Below are 17047 nucleotides of genomic sequence, written 5' to 3'. Positions count from 1 at the left end.
GCTCCTGATTTCAAAGATGACTTTTAACTTTAGCGGTAAAACGTACACCTGAACAGTGACAGAGTTGCGGCGTTTACCTCAGCGTTAGAAAAAAGACAAAAAAAAACAGGGTACCCAAAGGCACCCTGTTTCTGTGTAACGGCAAGCGTTAAAGAAGATTAACCTTCTTTAGGACCACGCATAGCACGTTTACGATCGTTCTCGGTCAGGTGACGTTTACGGATACGCACGGACAGAGGAGTCACTTCGACCAGTTCGTCATCATCGATGAATTCCAGAGCTTGCTCCAGAGACATTTTGATAGCAGGAACCAGAGTTGTGGCTTCGTCAGTACCGGACGCACGCATGTTGGTCAGTTTCTTACCGGTCAGGCAGTTCACGGTCAGGTCGTTAGAACGTGAGTGAATACCGATGATCTGGCCTTCATACACTTCTGCGCCGTGGCCCAGGAACAATTTACCGCGGTCTTGCAGGCTGAACAGTGCGAACGCAACTGCTTTACCCTGACCGTTGGAGATCAGCACGCCGTTCTGACGCTGGCCGATTTCGCCTGGACGAACGTCATCGTAATGGCTGAACGTGGAGTACAGCAGACCGGTACCAGAAGTCATGGTCATGAATTCTGTACGGAAGCCGATCAGGCCACGTGCAGGGATCAGGTAATCAAGACGGATACGACCTTTGCCGTCTGGGATCATGTCTTTGACATCGCCTTTACGCTCACCCATGGCCTGCATTACAGAACCCTGGTGTTGCTCTTCGATATCCAGTGTCACGTTCTCGAATGGCTCTTGCATGCGGCCATCGATTTTACGGTTGATTACTTTAGGACGGGAAACCGCCAGCTCGAAACCTTCACGACGCATGTTTTCGATCAGAACCGACAGGTGAAGTTCACCACGGCCTGAAACGCGGAATGCATCAGCATCTTCAGTTTCTTCAACACGCAATGCAACGTTGTGCACCAGTTCTTTGTTCAGACGGTCAAGGATCTGACGTGAAGTCACATACTTACCTTCTTTACCACAGAACGGAGAGGTGTTTACGTTGAAGTACATGGTCACTGTTGGTTCATCAACGCTCAGCGCTGGCAGAGCTTCAACATTCGCCGGATCACAGATTGTGTCGGAGATGTTCAGTTCGCCCAGGCCGGTGATTGCGATGATGTCGCCCGCTTCAGCAACGGTGGCTTCGATACGCTCAAGACCCATGTGGGTCAGAACTTTACCGACTTTACCGTTACGGGTTTTGCCTTCGCTGTCGATGACAGTGATTTGCTGGTTAGGCTTAACGGTACCGCGTTTGATGCGGCCGATGCCGATGACGCCAACATAGTTGTTGTAGTCCAGTTGAGAGATCTGCATCTGGAAAGGTGCATCCATCTCAACTTGTGGCGGAGATACGTGGTCAACGATCGCCTGGTACAGCGGGGTCATGTCTTCGGCCATATCGTTATGGTCGTTACCCGCGATACCCATCAATGCTGATGCATAGATGATTGGGAAATCGAGTTGTTCGTCGGTTGCGTCCAGGTTTACGAACAGGTCAAAGACCTGATCAACAACCCAGTCAGGACGCGCGCCAGGGCGGTCAACCTTGTTGATTACCACGATCGGTTTCAGACCATTAGCGAATGCTTTTTTGGTCACGAAACGGGTTTGCGGCATTGGGCCATCCATTGCATCCACAACCAGCAGCACCGAGTCGACCATTGACATCACACGCTCTACCTCACCGCCGAAGTCGGCGTGTCCTGGGGTATCCACGATGTTGATGCGGTAGTCTTTCCAATTAATGGCGGTGTTTTTTGCGAGGATGGTAATCCCACGCTCTTTCTCCAAATCGTTGGAGTCCATTACGCGTTCAGTGGCTTCTACACGCTCTCCGAAAGTACCGGATTGTTGCAGCAGCTTGTCGACCAGGGTGGTTTTACCATGGTCAACGTGGGCAATAATGGCGATGTTACGCAAATTTTCGATCACAGCTTTGCCTCAGGCATTAGAAATAGCGCGCTATTGTACACGTATTAAGCGAGGTTCTAAACAAGATCACAAGGATCTTGATGAAACAACTTGTGGATGGTTACTTTGTGATCCCTTTCACGGTGCAAAAAGACCACTGAACCATTATGACGCACCGTTTTGGTGCCATGCATCTCAGAGTTAGCACCATTATAGTGCAGAAATTACGTTATGGTGCATACTTATCGAGTGCAAGAGCCCTGTAAAATGGCGTTGTTTGCATTTTCTCAAAGTTGGCACACTTTTCGCTAATAGTTTTTAGGGTAAAAAAAAGTTTTTACAGGGTGAAGCGTCTGACCAGTCAAATAATAGCGCTGTTCAGTCCACACGCCAGTTCAAGTAAAGCTGTTATTTCCAACTAAAGACCAAAAATGGTTATTCGTTCCACGACGATAATGAGAAATTCGGGAGAACTAGTATGTCCGCTGAACACGTTTTGACGATGCTGAATGAGCATGAAGTGAAATTCGTAGATTTACGTTTCACAGATACCAAAGGCAAAGAGCAGCACGTCACCATTCCTGCACACCAGGTTAGCGCTGACTTCTTCGAAGAAGGCAAAATGTTTGATGGCTCTTCAATCGGTGGCTGGAAAGGCATTAACGAATCTGACATGGTTTTGATGCCAGATGCGAGCACTGCTGTTCTTGACCCGTTCTACGAAGAAACCACGCTGATCATTCGTTGCGACATCCTTGAGCCAACTACGCTGCAAGGTTATGACCGCGACCCACGTTCTACCGCAAAACGTGCAGAAGATTTCCTGCGCTCTTCCGGTATCGCGGACACCGTTCTGTTCGGGCCAGAGCCAGAGTTCTTCCTGTTTGATGATGTGCGCTTCGGCAGCAGCATCTCCGGTTCTCACGTGGCTATCGATGATATCGAAGGCGCATGGAACTCAAGCACCAAATACGAAGGCGGCAACAAAGGCCACCGTCCTGCAGTAAAAGGCGGTTACTTCCCGGTTCCTCCGGTCGACTCCTCTCAGGATCTGCGTTCTACCATGTGTCTGACCATGGAAGAAATGGGTCTGGTTGTTGAAGCTCACCACCACGAAGTGGCAACTGCTGGTCAGAACGAAGTGGCAACCCGCTTCAATACCCTGACCAAAAAAGCTGACGAAATCCAAATCTACAAATACGTGGTTCACAACGTGGCTCACGCATTTGGCAAAACTGCGACCTTCATGCCAAAACCAATGTTTGGCGATAACGGTTCCGGTATGCACTGCCACATGTCTCTGTCCAAGAACGGTAACAACCTGTTCGCTGGCGACAAATACGGCGGCCTGTCTGAAATGGCACTGTTCTACATCGGCGGTATCATCAAACACGCTAAAGCGATCAACGCCTACGCTAACCCGACTACCAACTCCTACAAGCGTTTGGTCCCGGGCTACGAAGCGCCAGTTATGCTGGCTTACTCTGCGCGTAACCGTTCTGCATCCATCCGTATTCCACACGTATCAACGCCTAAAGCGATGCGTATCGAAGCACGCTTCCCTGACCCAGCGGCAAACCCATACCTGGCGTTTGCTGCACTGATGATGGCTGGCCTGGACGGTATCATCAACAAGATCCACCCTGGCGATGCGATGGACAAAAACCTGTATGACCTGCCACCGGAAGAAGAAGCAGAAATTCCAAAAGTTGCAGGTTCACTGGAAGAAGCGCTGAACGCACTGAACGAAGACCGCGAGTTCCTGACCCGTGGCGGCGTGTTCACTGACGACGCTATCGATGCTTACATCGGTCTGCGTAAAGAAGAAATGGATCGCGTGCGTATGACTCCGCATCCGGTTGAGTTCGAACTGTACTACAGCGTCTAATAAATTTAGCTGCTGAACTCAGCGCCAGTCAGAAGACGGGCGCTGAGAGAAATACCCGACTGGAGGTCTGCATGAACAAACCCTTCAGCGTCAAAATTAAGTAAGACGATTTTATTTGTTGCCGTGGAAACTTTCAGCCCATCTCCGGATGGGCTTTTTTCTCCACACTCTTTCCTGCTTAACCCCTCAGCCCCGTGTTTTCGCCGGGTAGCGAGATAAAATGCACCAATCAGGTGCGGGAGACTGCGGTATGGCAACTGGCAAGCTGCCCGATGCTGGGCAGATCCTGAATTCTTTAATCAACAGCGTTCTGCTGTTGGACGACGATTTGGCTGTGCATTACGCCAATCCGGCGGCCCAGCAATTACTGGCGCAAAGTTCCCGTAAACTTTTTGGCACCCCTTTGCCAGAGCTGGTGGGATATTTTTCGCTGAACATCGAGTTAATGCGTGAAAGTCTGACTGCCGGACAGGGCTTTACCGACAGCGAAGTGACTTTAGTCGTCGATGGCCGCGCTCATGTGTTGTCGCTGACCGCACAGATGCTGCCGGAAGGTTTTATTCTGGTCGAACTGGCGCCGATGGATAATCAGCGACGTCTGAGCCAGGAACAATTGCAGCATGCTCAACAGGTTGCAGCCCGCGACTTAATCCGCGGTCTCGCACATGAAATTAAAAATCCGCTAGGCGGTTTGCGTGGTGCGGCACAGTTGTTATCCAGAGCACTGCCTGATCCTGCCTTGCTGGAATACACCAAAGTCATTATTGAGCAGGCTGACCGTCTGCGTAATCTGGTCGACAGATTGCTGGGCCCGCAACGTCCGAGCCAGCATGTGACACAAAGTATTCACCAGGTTGCAGAGCGCGTTTGTCAGCTGGTGTCGATGGAAAAACCCGATAACGTTCAGCTGGTGCGGGACTATGACCCGAGCCTGCCAGAACTGGCACACGACCCCGATCAGATAGAACAGATTTTATTGAATATCACCCGCAATGCCTTGCAGGCGCTGGGGGAGGAAGGCGGCACAATAACATTGCGTACGCGGACTGCTTTCCAGATTACGTTACACGGCGTGCGTTATCGTCTGGCGGCACGCATCGATATTGAAGATGACGGCCCCGGCGTACCGGCACATTTGCAGGACACTCTTTTTTACCCCATGGTCAGTGGCCGCGAAGGGGGCACCGGACTGGGCCTTTCTATCGCGCGCAGTTTGATTGACCAGCATTCGGGTAAAGTTGAATTTAACAGTTGGCCAGGACATACCGAATTCTCGGTTTTCCTGCCTATTCGCCAGTGAGGTTCTTATGCAACGAGGGATAGTCTGGATCGTCGATGACGATAGCTCCATCCGCTGGGTACTTGAACGTGCGCTCACTGGAGCCGGTTTGACCTGCACCACGTTTGACAGCGGCAATGAAGTGCTTGATGCCATTGCGACTCAAACCCCTGACGTTTTGTTATCAGATATCCGTATGCCGGGGATGGACGGTTTAGCGCTGTTAAAGCAGATTAAACAGCGCCACCCAATGCTTCCGGTCATCATAATGACAGCGCACTCCGATCTGGATGCGGCGGTCAGTGCCTATCAGCAAGGCGCATTTGATTATCTGCCAAAACCTTTCGACATTGACGAAGCAGTGGCTCTGGTTGAACGCGCCATCAGTCATTATCAGGAACAACAGCAACCGGCACGCAGCCAGCCTGCGAGCGGCCCGACGGCGGATATTATCGGCGAAGCGCCAGCCATGCAGGACGTCTTTCGCATCATCGGTCGTTTGTCCCGCTCGTCAATCAGTGTACTGATTAACGGGGAATCCGGAACCGGTAAAGAGCTTGTGGCTCATGCTTTACATCGCCACAGCCCGCGCACTAAAGCGCCTTTTATCGCGCTGAACATGGCGGCAATCCCTAAAGACCTGATCGAATCCGAATTATTCGGCCACGAGAAAGGGGCGTTTACTGGTGCAAACACCATCCGCCAGGGGCGTTTTGAGCAGGCGGATAATGGCACGCTGTTCCTTGATGAAATCGGTGATATGCCGCTCGATGTGCAAACCCGTCTTCTGCGCGTGCTGGCAGACGGACAGTTCTATCGTGTGGGCGGTTATGCGCCGGTGAAAGTGGACGTGCGTATTATCGCCGCAACTCACCAGAATCTGGAATTACGGGTTCAGGAAGGGAAATTTCGTGAGGATTTATTCCACCGCCTGAACGTTATCCGCGTCCATCTCCCCCCGCTGCGCGAACGTCGCGAAGATATTCCGCGGCTGGCACGTTATTTCCTGCAAGTGGCGGCGAAAGAACTGGGTGTGGAGGCGAAAAACCTGCATCCGGAAACAGAAACCGCGCTGACTCGTCTGCCGTGGCCGGGCAACGTGCGCCAGCTGGAAAACACCTGTCGCTGGCTGACGGTGATGGCGGCCGGTCAGGAAGTACTGATTCAGGATTTACCGAGCGAACTGTTTGAAACCTCTGCCCCGGAAACCGGTGGTCAGAGCTTACCGGACAGCTGGGCGACGCTGCTGGCACAATGGGCCGATCGCGCCCTGCGTTCCGGTCATCAAAACCTGTTGTCAGAAGCGCAGCCTGAAATGGAACGCACTTTGCTGACCACGGCATTGCGTCACACGCAGGGACATAAACAGGAAGCGGCGCGCTTGCTGGGCTGGGGACGCAATACGCTGACCCGCAAGCTGAAAGAACTGGGTATGGAATAACCGGGCCTGAAATAAAAGCCCTGCGCCAGAAAACAAAACAGCCGCTCATGCGGCTGTTTTATTTTGCTGTGAATAGATTTACTGCGAAGAAATCAGATCACCCGGGAGAATTGCTGCTGACGTACCTGCCGGCGCAGATAAATATCAAAGCACATGCAGATATTACGGATCAGCAATCGCCCGCGTGGCGTTACCTGTATATGCGTATCGCTCACCTCAACCAGCCCGTCTTCAGCCAGCGGCTTCAGCAGCGCCAGATCATCGGCAAAATAGTCGGTGAAGCGGATACCATAACGCTGTTCGATATCCGCGAAATTCAGCTCGAAATGGCAGATCAGCGATTTTATGACATCGCGGCGCAGGCAATCATCATCGGTCATTTCCAGACCGCGCCATAACGCATTCCCCTGCTCTTCTACTCTGGCGTAATAGGTTTTGAGATCTTTCTCGTTTTGCCCGTAGGTATCGCCCAGCATGCTGATGGCTGACACGCCCATTCCCAGTAAATCGCTGTCGCCCTGCGTGGTATAACCCTGGAAATTACGGTGCAGTTTGCCTTCGCGCTGGGCAATCGCCAGTTCGTCGTCAGGTCGGGCAAAGTGATCCATGCCGATAAAGCGGTAACCGGACGCAGTCAGCGAGGCGATAGTTTCCTGCAGAATTTTCAGTTTCTCTTCTGCGCCGGGCAAATCGGCGTCTTTAATTTTGCGCTGAGCGGCAAACAGTTTTGGCATATGCGCGTAATTAAACACGCTCAGGCGATCAGGATTCAGCTGCGCCACGCGTTGCAGCGTATAAGCAAAACTTTCCGCTGTTTGCTTCGGCAGACCGTAAATCAGGTCGATATTGGTGGAGTTGAAACCCAGCGCCCGGGCACGTTCAATCAGCGCAAAGATGAAGTCTTCATCCTGCTCGCGATTCACCAGACGCTGCACTTCTTTATTGAAATCCTGCACACCCATGCTCAGACGATTAAAGCCTTCGCTGCGCAGATGATCGAGCACATCCAGCTCGATTTCGCGGGGATCCACTTCCAGTGACATTTCTGCATCGGGGAGAATATCAAAGTGTGCCCGCAGAAGGCCCATCAGACGGCTTATCTGCGCTTTATTGAGATAAGTCGGAGTACCACCGCCCCAGTGTAACTGACTGACCTGACGGCCCTTAAAGAGCGGCGCACGGTGACTGATCTCTTTTTCCAGCACATTGAGATATTCTTCGGCCTTATGCTGCTGACGGGTCACCAGTTTATTGCAGCCACAGAAATAGCAGAGCTTATGGCAGAAAGGGATATGCACATACAGAGAAAGGGAGCGCTCAGGGTAGCGGGAAGCCGCTTTTTTAAAAGCCGCATCGTCGTAGCTTTCGCTGAATTCGAGTGCTGTTGGATAGGATGTGTATCGCGGACCTGAATAGTTGTACTTCTGGATCAGCGCTAAATCCCAGACGGTTGTCTGTTCTGACATGGGTGACTTACTCCTTCCGGCGTCGGATGCTGCCGGTTTCCCTTACAGGCAGGCTTTTGGCCTGCCTGACAAAGGTCGCTCTGCGCAAACGTGCTTTGGTTTTCGATAACCGTCGTAGTTTACCGAATAACCAAAGGAGATAACATGCAAAGAGTAAGGCTATTGCCGGAATGACCCAGCGCATCGCTTAGAAACCTTCTTTTGGATTCCCGCGTTTGAGCAACTGCATCATATCTTCGTTCTTCTCTTCTTCTTCGTCATCTTCGTCATCTTCGTCGTCGCCGAGTTCGATGCCGAGGATTTCCATCAGAACATCAATACGATCCAGAGTCTGATCAACATAAGCCTGATCTTCTGCACTCAGCGCTTTGCCGTCATCGATAAGATCGAGAAGGGAATCCAGACGCTCATCATTTTCCAGTAATGTCAGTTCTTCTTGCGGAGACATCTTTGGTTTTGCCTCTGACTTCGGCTGGGCGGCTTTCTTCGCTTTCGCCGCATTGTTCGTGACGGTTTCCACGATCAATGGCACCGCTTTCTTACTGCCGATACGCGGATCGGTTTTTTTAGCGCCTGCACCGCTTTGATTCTGGGCAGCGTCCGGATTTGCGCGTGAACCTGCTTTATGGCCACGGCGCTTATTGTCACGCTTGCGTTCGCGCGCTTCGATATCAAGCTCTACTCGACTTTTCTTCTTCGTTTTAGCTGTCGCGGTATTGGCGCGCGGGGCTTTCGCTGGCTGTTTCATGGCATCTGCTCTTAGGTGTGTACATTTAGTATAGATTTGCGCCGGAATCTAGCAGAAAGCGAACAAAGAAAAAAGGCAGCAAGTTAACCTTGCTGCCTTTTTCTTTCCTTCAAAAGAAGGATATTCCTCAAACACTTTCCCTGTATAGCGTCAACGTCCCGGTTTTTCCTTTGCCTTTCAGAGCCTCCGGCTCTGTTCGTCCTTAAATCGCGATGCATTTCCCGTGATCCCTGAATGCAATATTCGTCCTTGTTTCCGTTCTCGCCTTCACCGCGTAAGAAATACTTTACCCGACTGACACAAAGGCTCAAGATACACGCCAGCCGTCTTGTAGATTTCATTACGACATTAATTTTATCTTATTGAAATTGAATAACATTAAAAAATTCGGCGACAAAACAAGCGAAATAACCCGCATCATGAATAGCAAATGTCTTACATCATGAAGGCAATTTCCCCCGCCTTCATCTCTGTGGTCCCTTCGCCTCATCATTCGGATTTTAAAAACACGAACGCATCTCGGCTCTGTTGCAGTTATAATCGCCAGCCAGATACTCATGCCTCACGGAGACGCACGCTTTGACCAGCCAAACTTACAACTATCATATGACCCATTTCGTCATGAGCGCCCCGGATATCCGGCATTTGCCATCTGACGCAGGCATTGAAGTCGCATTTGCTGGTCGTTCAAACGCCGGCAAATCCAGCGCATTGAATACTCTGACACAGCAGAAAAGCCTCGCACGTACCAGTAAAACGCCTGGACGTACTCAGCTCATCAACCTGTTCGAAGTGAAGCCGGGCATCCGTCTGGTCGACTTGCCGGGTTATGGCTACGCTGAAGTACCGGAAGAAATGAAGCGTAAGTGGCAACGTGCGCTGGGCGAATATCTGCAAATGCGCAACTCGCTGAAAGGTCTGGTGGTGTTGATGGATATCCGTCATCCGCTGAAAGATCTCGATCAGCAAATGATTCAGTGGGCTGTCGATGTCGGTACGCCGGTGATGTTGCTGCTGACTAAGGCCGACAAACTGGCATCCGGTGCGCGTCAGGCGCAGATTAAAATGGTCCGCGAAGCCGTGAAAGAATTCATGGGCGATATTCAGGTTGAAGCCTTCTCTTCGCCGAAGAAAATGGGCGTCGATAAACTGAGTGACAAACTGAACACCTGGTTCAGTGAAATCCCACCGGAAGTGCTGGAAGAAGAGCTTTTTGACGAAGGCGAGTAATTCCCGGCGCTTTAACGAAGAAGTCTGTAAGTAAAGAACATATGAGGGTGGCCAACAGGCTGCCCTTTTTTTTGGGCGGTTTTTGTCCCTGGTAGTCTGAAAACAGGCGTAATCCTGTGAAAAACCCAATAAAAAACGCCCCAGACATAAATGCCTGGGGCGGCTAAAATATTCAGCCAAATCCGATTACGTGAAGTAAAAGGTCTGAAAGATAGAACATCTTACCTCTGTACCCTACGAGAGAAACTTTACCCTATTTCATGACGGGGAAAAAGAACTTTTTGTAGTTTACTTACACAAAAATCGCGGATTATGCGATCACCTTCATGGTCTGAGCACATAATCCTGTAGCTTAATTACAAAAAAAGCTTAATTACTATTCACTTAGTGAGCCTGATCCCAGTTCTCGCCCGTACCGACGTCCACTTTCAGCGGCACCGCCAGCGCCATACTGGCTTCCATCAGGTTGCGAATTTTTTCACTGGCCACAGCAACATCATCTTTATGCACTTCAAACACCAGTTCATCGTGTACCTGCATGATAATACGGGCACGCGGAGCGTCTGACTGTTTCAGCCAGGCATCGACGCTGATCATGGCGCGTTTGATAATGTCAGCCGCGGTACCCTGCATCGGGGCGTTGATTGCGGCACGCTCAGCACCTTTACGGCGCATCGCGTTGCTGGATTTAATGTCCGGCAGATAAAGGCGGCGACCATCCAGCGTTTCAACATAACCCTGCCCGGAAGCCTGAGTGCGGGTACGTTCCATATATTCCAGCACGCCCGGATAACGCTCGAAGTACAAATCCATATAACGCTGGGATTCTTTGCGCGGAATATTGAGCTGACGCGACAAGCCAAAGGCGCTCATACCGTAAATCAGACCAAAGTTAATCGCTTTAGCACTACGGCGTTGTTCACCGGAAACTTTCTCCAGCGGCGTACCGAAAACTTCTGCGGCGGTAGCGCGGTGAATATCCTGACCTTCAGCAAAGGCTTTCAGCAAGCCTTCATCTTTAGATAAATGCGCCATGATGCGCAGTTCAATCTGCGAGTAGTCTGCCGCCAGAATGATGTAGTCTTTTGGCGCAATAAACGCCTGACGGATACGGCGTCCTTCATCATTACGCACCGGAATATTTTGCAGGTTGGGATCGCTGGAAGACAGACGCCCCGTGGCGGTCACCGCCTGATGGTAGGACGTATGCACGCGGCCAGACTGCGGGTTTATCATCAATGGCAGTTTGTCGGTGTAAGTCGATTTCAGTTTTGCCAGACCACGATATTCCAGAATAACTTTCGGCAACGGGTAATCCAGTGCCAGCTCAGCCAGAACCTCTTCGTTAGTTGATGGCGCACCACCCGGCGTTTTCTTCAGGATCGGCAATTTCTGTTTTTCATACAGAATGGCTTGTAGCTGTTTTGTCGAAGAGAGGTTGAAAGGCTCTTCAGCCAGTTCATGCGCTTTGTTTTCCAGCTCATTCAGACGAATCGCCAGCTCTTTCGAGTGAGCCGCAAGTATGTTCTGATCAATCAGCACCCCCGTACGTTCGATATGAGAAAGAACTGGCACCAGCGGCATTTCAATATCCGTGAACACTTTGGTCAGGGATTCGCTTTCCTGAATACGTGGCCAGAGAGCCTGATGCAATTGCAGCGTGACATCGGCATCTTCAGCCGCGTAAGGCGCTGCCTGCTCAAGCGCAATCTGGTTGAAGGTCAGCTGGTTTTTACCCTTGCCGGCTATCTCTTCAAAGCCCACGGTTTTATGGCCGAGATAGCGATCGGCCAGGCTGTCCATGTCATGACGGCCAGACACACTGTCGAGCACATAGGATTCAAGCATGGTATCGAAGGCGATACCTTTTAATTCAATGTCGTAACGCAGTAAAACACCACGATCGAATTTGAGGTTCTGCCCGACTTTCAGCTGCTTTTCATCTTCAAGTAACGGCTTAAGTTGTTTAAGCACATCATCGCGATCCAACTGCGCCGGCGCATCCAGATAGTCATGTGCCACGGGAAGATAAGCCGCTTTACCTGCTTCTGTAGCAAAAGATAAGCCGATCAGATTGGCGGTCAGAGTATCCAGACCATCCGTTTCGGTATCGAAAGCAAAAACATCCGATGCTTTCAGATAACCGATCCACTCATCGAGAGTCGCCTGATCCAGAATGGTGACATATCCTTCCTGCGAAAGCTGGTTAGGTTCAACAGCAGATACTGTCGTCGTTTCTTCTGCCTGAGCGCCTTTCTTCGCGGCTGCCGCTGCTTTACCTGCAGATTTTTTGGCACTCAGCCAGGTGCCGGATTCAACATCAGCAAGCCAGCGCTTGAATTCATAACGGCCAAACAGCTTGTGGAGTTCATCGGCATCGGGTTCAGAAACCGTTAACTCGGCACAAGTGAGATCCAGCTTGACGTCAGTTTTAATGGTCGCCAGCTGATAAGAGAGGTAGGCAACCTCTTTATTATCCGCCAGTTTTGCCGCCATGGTTTTTGAACCACGGAAACTGAGTGTCGATACTTTATCGAGATCGGCATATAACGCATCAAGGCCACCAATGCCTTGTAACAGTGCCTGTGCCGTTTTCTCACCTACGCCCGGTACGCCCGGAATATTGTCCGAGGAGTCACCCATCAGGGCAAGAAAATCGATGATCAGCTCTGGTGGAACACCGTACTTTTCGACAACTTCATCCGGCCCCAGAATCGCATTGTTCATGGTGTTGATAAGGGTGACAGCCGGCGTCACCAGCTGAGCCATGTCTTTATCGCCGGTGCTGATCAGAACCGCATGTCCCGCTTTCTCGGCTTCAAGTGCCAGCGTACCGATCACGTCGTCCGCTTCCACACCTGATACCACCAGTAATGGCAGCCCCATCGCTTTCACCATTTGATGAAGCGGCTCAATTTGAGAGCGCAGATCATCCGGCATCGGAGGACGATGGGATTTATATTGTTCGAAAAGTTCATCACGGAAGGTTTTGCCTTTCGCGTCAAAAACCACCGCAACATGGCTTGGTGTGTATTGCAGCAAAAGACTGCGCAACATATTCAGCACACCGTACATCGCACCGGTCGGTTCGCCCGCAGAGTTGGTCAGCGGAGGGAACGCATGATAAGCGCGATAAAGGTAGGACGAACCGTCCACCAGGATTAATGGATTTTCTGCTATCTGGGCCATAACTCTTCTTTATTCGTGATCAGACATGCTCTAAGGATGCCATAGCCAGCGGGAAAGACGAACCATGAGAAGGAAATTCATTGAGAAGTTGCGAGGGATCTCGAAGGATCATCCTGTGGATAACTTTGTGAATAGTTTTAATAGGAAATTAATACGGGATGTTAATCCGAAAACAAACCAGAATTTTAGCTACGTGTTTCATCAGGTTATAGGATTGCCTAATGAAATATTGATGTAATAGAAGTTTAATAGCTATTGTGGATAGTAATATTTACTGAAAAAGTTTCTGCGGAAGATTTTTTATATTTACACCTGCAAACATTTCCTTTCCCTCAATTCTTAGAAAATATAACGCCAGCCCGAAAGCTGGCGTTGAGTTCAGAAATTCTTATTTTTTGGTCGCTAAGAAGTTGATCACATCAGAATATTGTTTGACGTACATATCCATTGAGCTGGTATCAAGCCCGTCATTTTTAACCATATATTTTCCGTTCACAAATACAGAAGGAACACCTTGCAGGCCCATGTCAGCAGCGGCTTTCTCCTGTTGAACAACCAGAGATTTCACGACAAAGCTGTTAAGTGCAGCATCGTAGTCTTCGCCTTTCACACCCGCCTGAATAAAGACTTTACGGATATCATCGGCATTCTGAACTGATTGCTGTTTTTGCACAGCATCAAACATCAGCGGACTCACTTTGTCTTCCACACCCAGTGCAATGGCTACAGCCCAGGCTTGAGTTAATTGTTTACCCAACGGCCCCAGGAATTCGACGTGATATTTGGCATATTTGACATCTTTTGGCAGGTTCTTACGGATGTTGTCAGAGACATGCCAGACTTGTTCAAACTGGTAGCAGTGCGGGCAATAAAATGAGAAGAACTCGAGTACCTGTGGCTCATTAGCAACAGTTTTATCTAAAGTAACGTACTGTGCGCCATCAGAAAACTGCGCGGCAGACACACTGAAGGCCATAACCATACCAATCAGTGCCAGGAATATCTTTTTCATATAATGCCTATCTCCATTTAATTAAAATTCGAACATTAATCATGACTCAATACATTGGCATCAGCTGTAAAGGAGGTGCCTGTAATTTCTTTATTTGCTCACTAAAAGCCGCTATCTGACTACGCCAGAAATCTTCATCCTGCATCCAGAGGAAACTCCTGGGAAATGCAGGATCCTCCCAGCGGCGGGCAACCCAGGCCAGATAGTAAACCATGCGCATAGCGCGCAGTGGTTCAATCAAGGACAGTTCGCGGGTATCTAAATCAGCAAACTCTCCGTAAGCTTCCAGCAAGATATCTAACTGGAGCCTTTGCTCACTTTGATCCCCATGCAGGAGCATCCAGAGATCCTGAATTGCCGGACCATTACGGGCATCATCCATATCGACAAACAACGGCCCGTCACGCCAGAGAATATTCCCCGGGTGGCAATCGCCATGTAAGCGTAGAGGTTGCCAGTCAGTATGCCAATAATCGCCTGTAGTGCGAATCAGCTGGTCGGTTGCGGATAAAAAAGGTTCGCGCAAACTCTTTGGGATCAGCGGACATTGCGCGAGAACTTCGCGCGGCCGGACCAGATATTCGTCAAGCCCGATAGTAGGACGTGCGATAAACAAGCTTTCACTGCCCACCTGATGAATCCGCCCGAGAAAACGTCCTACCCACTCCAGCTGGTCGAGGTTATCGATTTCGTACTGCCGACCACCTACGCTGGGAAATACGGTAAACATATATCCCTGATAGTGATGCAGTGTGTTTTCGTTGATGGATAGAGGGGCAACCGCAGGGATTTCAGCATCAGCCATATCAAGGGAAAACCGATGCTCTTCATGGATTTGTTCTTCTGTCCATCGCTCAGGACGGTAAAACTTCACCACATAGCGTTTTCTGTCTTCACCGAGAAACTGATAAACGCGATTTTCATAACTGTTTAATGCAGTGAGGCCGGACTCAGCAATAAGACCGACACTCTCTAACGCATCAAGGATAAGATCCGGCGACAATGCCTGAAAATTAAAAGCTGAATTGTTCATAACTTCATTCGGATTGGCCGCACAGAAAAATGACAATGGGAAATAGTATCATCTATTTTTAGCGGTTCGCATGAAGTTCACATAAGTTTACATCAATCTTTAATCACACCACGGGCACGCAAAAGTGCAGTTTTAAAGTCATCCTCATAATCTTTCTTCAAACCCGGGATTTCAGTCGTGCTGTCAGTACCACGCATTTTCAGGTGATAAATCAATGTGTCATCACTGAGTTCGCCTAAAGGCCCCTGGTATCCACATTCTGTGGCCAGCTTTTGGATAAACTCCATCAGGTTCAGATCGCAATCCTCTTTCCATGCCGGATGCAGTAGTTCGATCAACTCGTTTACGCGATGTTCTTTCATGATAATCCTTCTCCATTTGTTTTCAGACCTTAAAAATAACAGGGTTATTTCATCAGGGAAAGTACAAGCTCACCGCTGGAAAGTTTAACCTGCCCGGGGCTAAATTAAGGCGCTACAATGGCAGCAATAATGAGGTTTTCACGGGCGGATATTATGGATCGCAGTAACATCACTGGCGTTATTTTGGCAGGCGGTCGTTCGAGCAGGATGGGCGAAGATAAGGGGTTGATTGATATTAATGGCCAGCCTTTATTTGAACATATCGCCCAAAAATTACGTCCGCAAGTCGGAGATATTCTGATCAGTTGTAATCGGAATTCAGAACGTTATGGGCAGAATTTTCAGACCGTTCCGGACATCAAACAAGATTTTTCAGGTCCTCTGGCCGGTATGCTTGCAGCGTTATCGGTGAGTAAAACCGAATGGGTACTTTTCGTTCCCTGCGACGTACCCGCTTTCCCAGACGATCTCAGTGAAACATTATCTGACGGGCTATCAGGACAGGAAGCGGCTTATGCACGAGATACAGAGCGTGAACATCCAACACTTTGCCTGTTAAAGCGGAGTCTGATCCCGGCACTGACGGCGTACCTTGATAACGGCGACAGGAAGCTCCTGATTTTTCTTCATAAGATTGGGGCAAAATCAGTATTTTTTAGTGATCCCACCGCCTTTTCCAATCTCAACACGCCTGAAGATGTGGCTCTTTGGAAAAGCCACAACCTGGATCTCTCAAGATGATAAACAAACAAACTCCATTACTTGGGATCGTCGCTTATAGCGGAACGGGGAAAACCACATTGCTGAAACAGCTCATCCCCTGGCTTCGCCAGCGTGGTATCCGGACCGGTCTGATAAAGCATACCCATCATGATGTGGATGTAGATACGCCGGGGAAGGACAGTTTTGAGCTACGTAAAGCTGGCGCAGACCAGACGATGGTTGCCAGCAATAGCCGGTGGGCGCTGATGACTGAAACTCCCGGGCAGGATGAGCTTAGTCTTGAGTATCTGGCGACACGTTTCGACAGTAATAATCTGGATATGATTTTAGTTGAAGGATTTAAGCATGGAGGGATCGATAAAATCGTGCTGCACAGAAAGGAAACGGGGAAATCACTGGAGAGTCTGATTGATATTCATGTTGTTGCTATTGCAAGTGACAATCTGTTCGCACCGGTTTCGCGTGCTATCAGCATTCTAAATATAAATGAGGTCGATAACGTGGGTGAATTTGTTATTAAGTGGCTGGAAAGTCAGCAAAACTAGAGATTTTCTTTTTTTCTTCCCAAATTTCACATAGCAAAAAGCCCTGTACGTCAGTACAGGGCTTTCCACTTATTTGATGCCTGGCAGTTGATGACCCACTCCGTGGCTCACCCTTCGGGTCGTTGCTGCGCAACGTTCAAAAGGCTGTGCCTTTTGTCCTACTCTCTTCT

At 49.7% G+C, this 17047-nt stretch carries 14 protein-coding genes; 6 read left to right on the top strand and 8 right to left on the bottom strand.

Annotated features, from left to right (window positions below; all coding sequences use genetic code 11):
• Positions 1–158: 158 nt before the first annotated feature.
• Positions 159–1982: a ribosome-dependent GTPase TypA gene (gene typA, locus J1778_RS04905; RefSeq protein ID WP_217172238.1), complete on the bottom strand. Its 1824-nt coding sequence runs from the start codon at positions 1980–1982 to the stop codon at positions 159–161.
• 457 nt (positions 1983–2439) lie between these two features.
• On the opposite strand from typA, the gene glnA reads away from it, so the two are divergent.
• From glnA to glnG, 3 genes are all read left to right on the top strand, one after another.
• The gene (glnA, locus tag J1778_RS04900) at positions 2440–3849 is read left to right on the top strand and encodes a glutamate--ammonia ligase (RefSeq protein ID WP_013577652.1); all 1410 of its coding nucleotides are present in this window, start codon (positions 2440–2442) and stop codon (positions 3847–3849) included.
• 250 nt (positions 3850–4099) lie between these two features.
• The gene (glnL, locus tag J1778_RS04895) at positions 4100–5149 is read left to right on the top strand and encodes a nitrogen regulation protein NR(II) (RefSeq protein ID WP_112289289.1); all 1050 of its coding nucleotides are present in this window, start codon (positions 4100–4102) and stop codon (positions 5147–5149) included.
• Positions 5150–5156: 7 nt separating this feature from the next.
• Positions 5157–6569 carry a nitrogen regulation protein NR(I) gene (gene glnG / locus J1778_RS04890; protein WP_217172237.1) on the top strand — a complete coding sequence of 471 codons (1413 nt, stop codon included), beginning with the start codon at positions 5157–5159 and terminating at the stop codon, positions 6567–6569.
• A 92-nt stretch (positions 6570–6661) separates the two neighbouring features.
• Here the strand turns inward: glnG and hemN are convergent, their stop codons facing one another.
• Both hemN and yihI read right to left on the bottom strand, forming a co-directional pair.
• Positions 6662–8035: an oxygen-independent coproporphyrinogen III oxidase gene (gene hemN, locus J1778_RS04885; RefSeq protein ID WP_217172236.1), complete on the bottom strand. Its 1374-nt coding sequence runs from the start codon at positions 8033–8035 to the stop codon at positions 6662–6664.
• Positions 8036–8222: 187 nt separating this feature from the next.
• The gene (yihI, locus tag J1778_RS04880) at positions 8223–8783 is read right to left on the bottom strand and encodes a Der GTPase-activating protein YihI (protein WP_217172235.1); all 561 of its coding nucleotides are present in this window, start codon (positions 8781–8783) and stop codon (positions 8223–8225) included.
• Positions 8784–9362: 579 nt separating this feature from the next.
• On the opposite strand from yihI, the gene yihA reads away from it, so the two are divergent.
• The gene (gene yihA / locus J1778_RS04875) at positions 9363–10013 is read left to right on the top strand and encodes a ribosome biogenesis GTP-binding protein YihA/YsxC (RefSeq protein WP_112289285.1); all 651 of its coding nucleotides are present in this window, start codon (positions 9363–9365) and stop codon (positions 10011–10013) included.
• Between the two features lie 172 nt (positions 10014–10185).
• On the opposite strand, the gene spfP is transcribed toward yihA, so the two are convergent.
• The 5 genes from spfP to J1778_RS04855 all read right to left on the bottom strand — a co-directional run bounded on the left by spfP (position 10186) and on the right by J1778_RS04855 (position 15609).
• A complete protein-coding gene (gene spfP, locus J1778_RS24930) occupies positions 10186–10233 on the bottom strand; it encodes a small protein SpfP (RefSeq protein WP_071892919.1) in 48 nt (15 codons plus the stop codon).
• 164 nt (positions 10234–10397) lie between these two features.
• Entirely contained in the window at positions 10398–13202 is a 2805-nt protein-coding gene (gene polA, locus J1778_RS04870; protein WP_217172234.1) for a DNA polymerase I, read from the bottom strand.
• Positions 13203–13590: 388 nt separating this feature from the next.
• Positions 13591–14214: a thiol:disulfide interchange protein DsbA gene (gene dsbA, locus J1778_RS04865; protein WP_217172233.1), complete on the bottom strand. Its 624-nt coding sequence runs from the start codon at positions 14212–14214 to the stop codon at positions 13591–13593.
• Positions 14215–14260: 46 nt separating this feature from the next.
• On the bottom strand, positions 14261–15247 hold the full coding sequence (locus J1778_RS04860; RefSeq protein WP_217172232.1) for a serine/threonine protein kinase: 987 nt from the start codon (positions 15245–15247) through the stop codon (positions 14261–14263).
• Positions 15248–15339: 92 nt separating this feature from the next.
• A complete protein-coding gene (locus tag J1778_RS04855) occupies positions 15340–15609 on the bottom strand; it encodes a YihD family protein (RefSeq protein ID WP_217172231.1) in 270 nt (89 codons plus the stop codon).
• A 153-nt stretch (positions 15610–15762) separates the two neighbouring features.
• Between J1778_RS04855 and mobA the strand changes: the two genes are divergently transcribed.
• Together mobA and mobB are read left to right on the top strand one after the other, a co-directional pair.
• A complete protein-coding gene (mobA, locus tag J1778_RS04850; protein WP_217172311.1) occupies positions 15763–16350 on the top strand; it encodes a molybdenum cofactor guanylyltransferase MobA in 588 nt (195 codons plus the stop codon).
• Positions 16347–16877 (top strand): molybdopterin-guanine dinucleotide biosynthesis protein MobB, encoded by a 531-nt coding sequence (gene mobB, locus J1778_RS04845; RefSeq protein ID WP_217172230.1) that lies wholly within the window; start codon positions 16347–16349, stop codon positions 16875–16877. The genes mobA and mobB overlap by 4 nt, the downstream gene beginning before the upstream one ends.
• The last annotated feature ends 170 nt before the right edge of the window (positions 16878–17047 follow it).

The organism is Rahnella bonaserana (assembly GCF_019049675.1).
Taxonomy (GTDB): Bacteria; Pseudomonadota; Gammaproteobacteria; order Enterobacterales; family Enterobacteriaceae; genus Rahnella; species Rahnella bonaserana.
The sequence above is the reverse complement of the archived record's forward strand: the minus strand, read 5'-3'. Positions and strand labels throughout refer to the sequence as shown.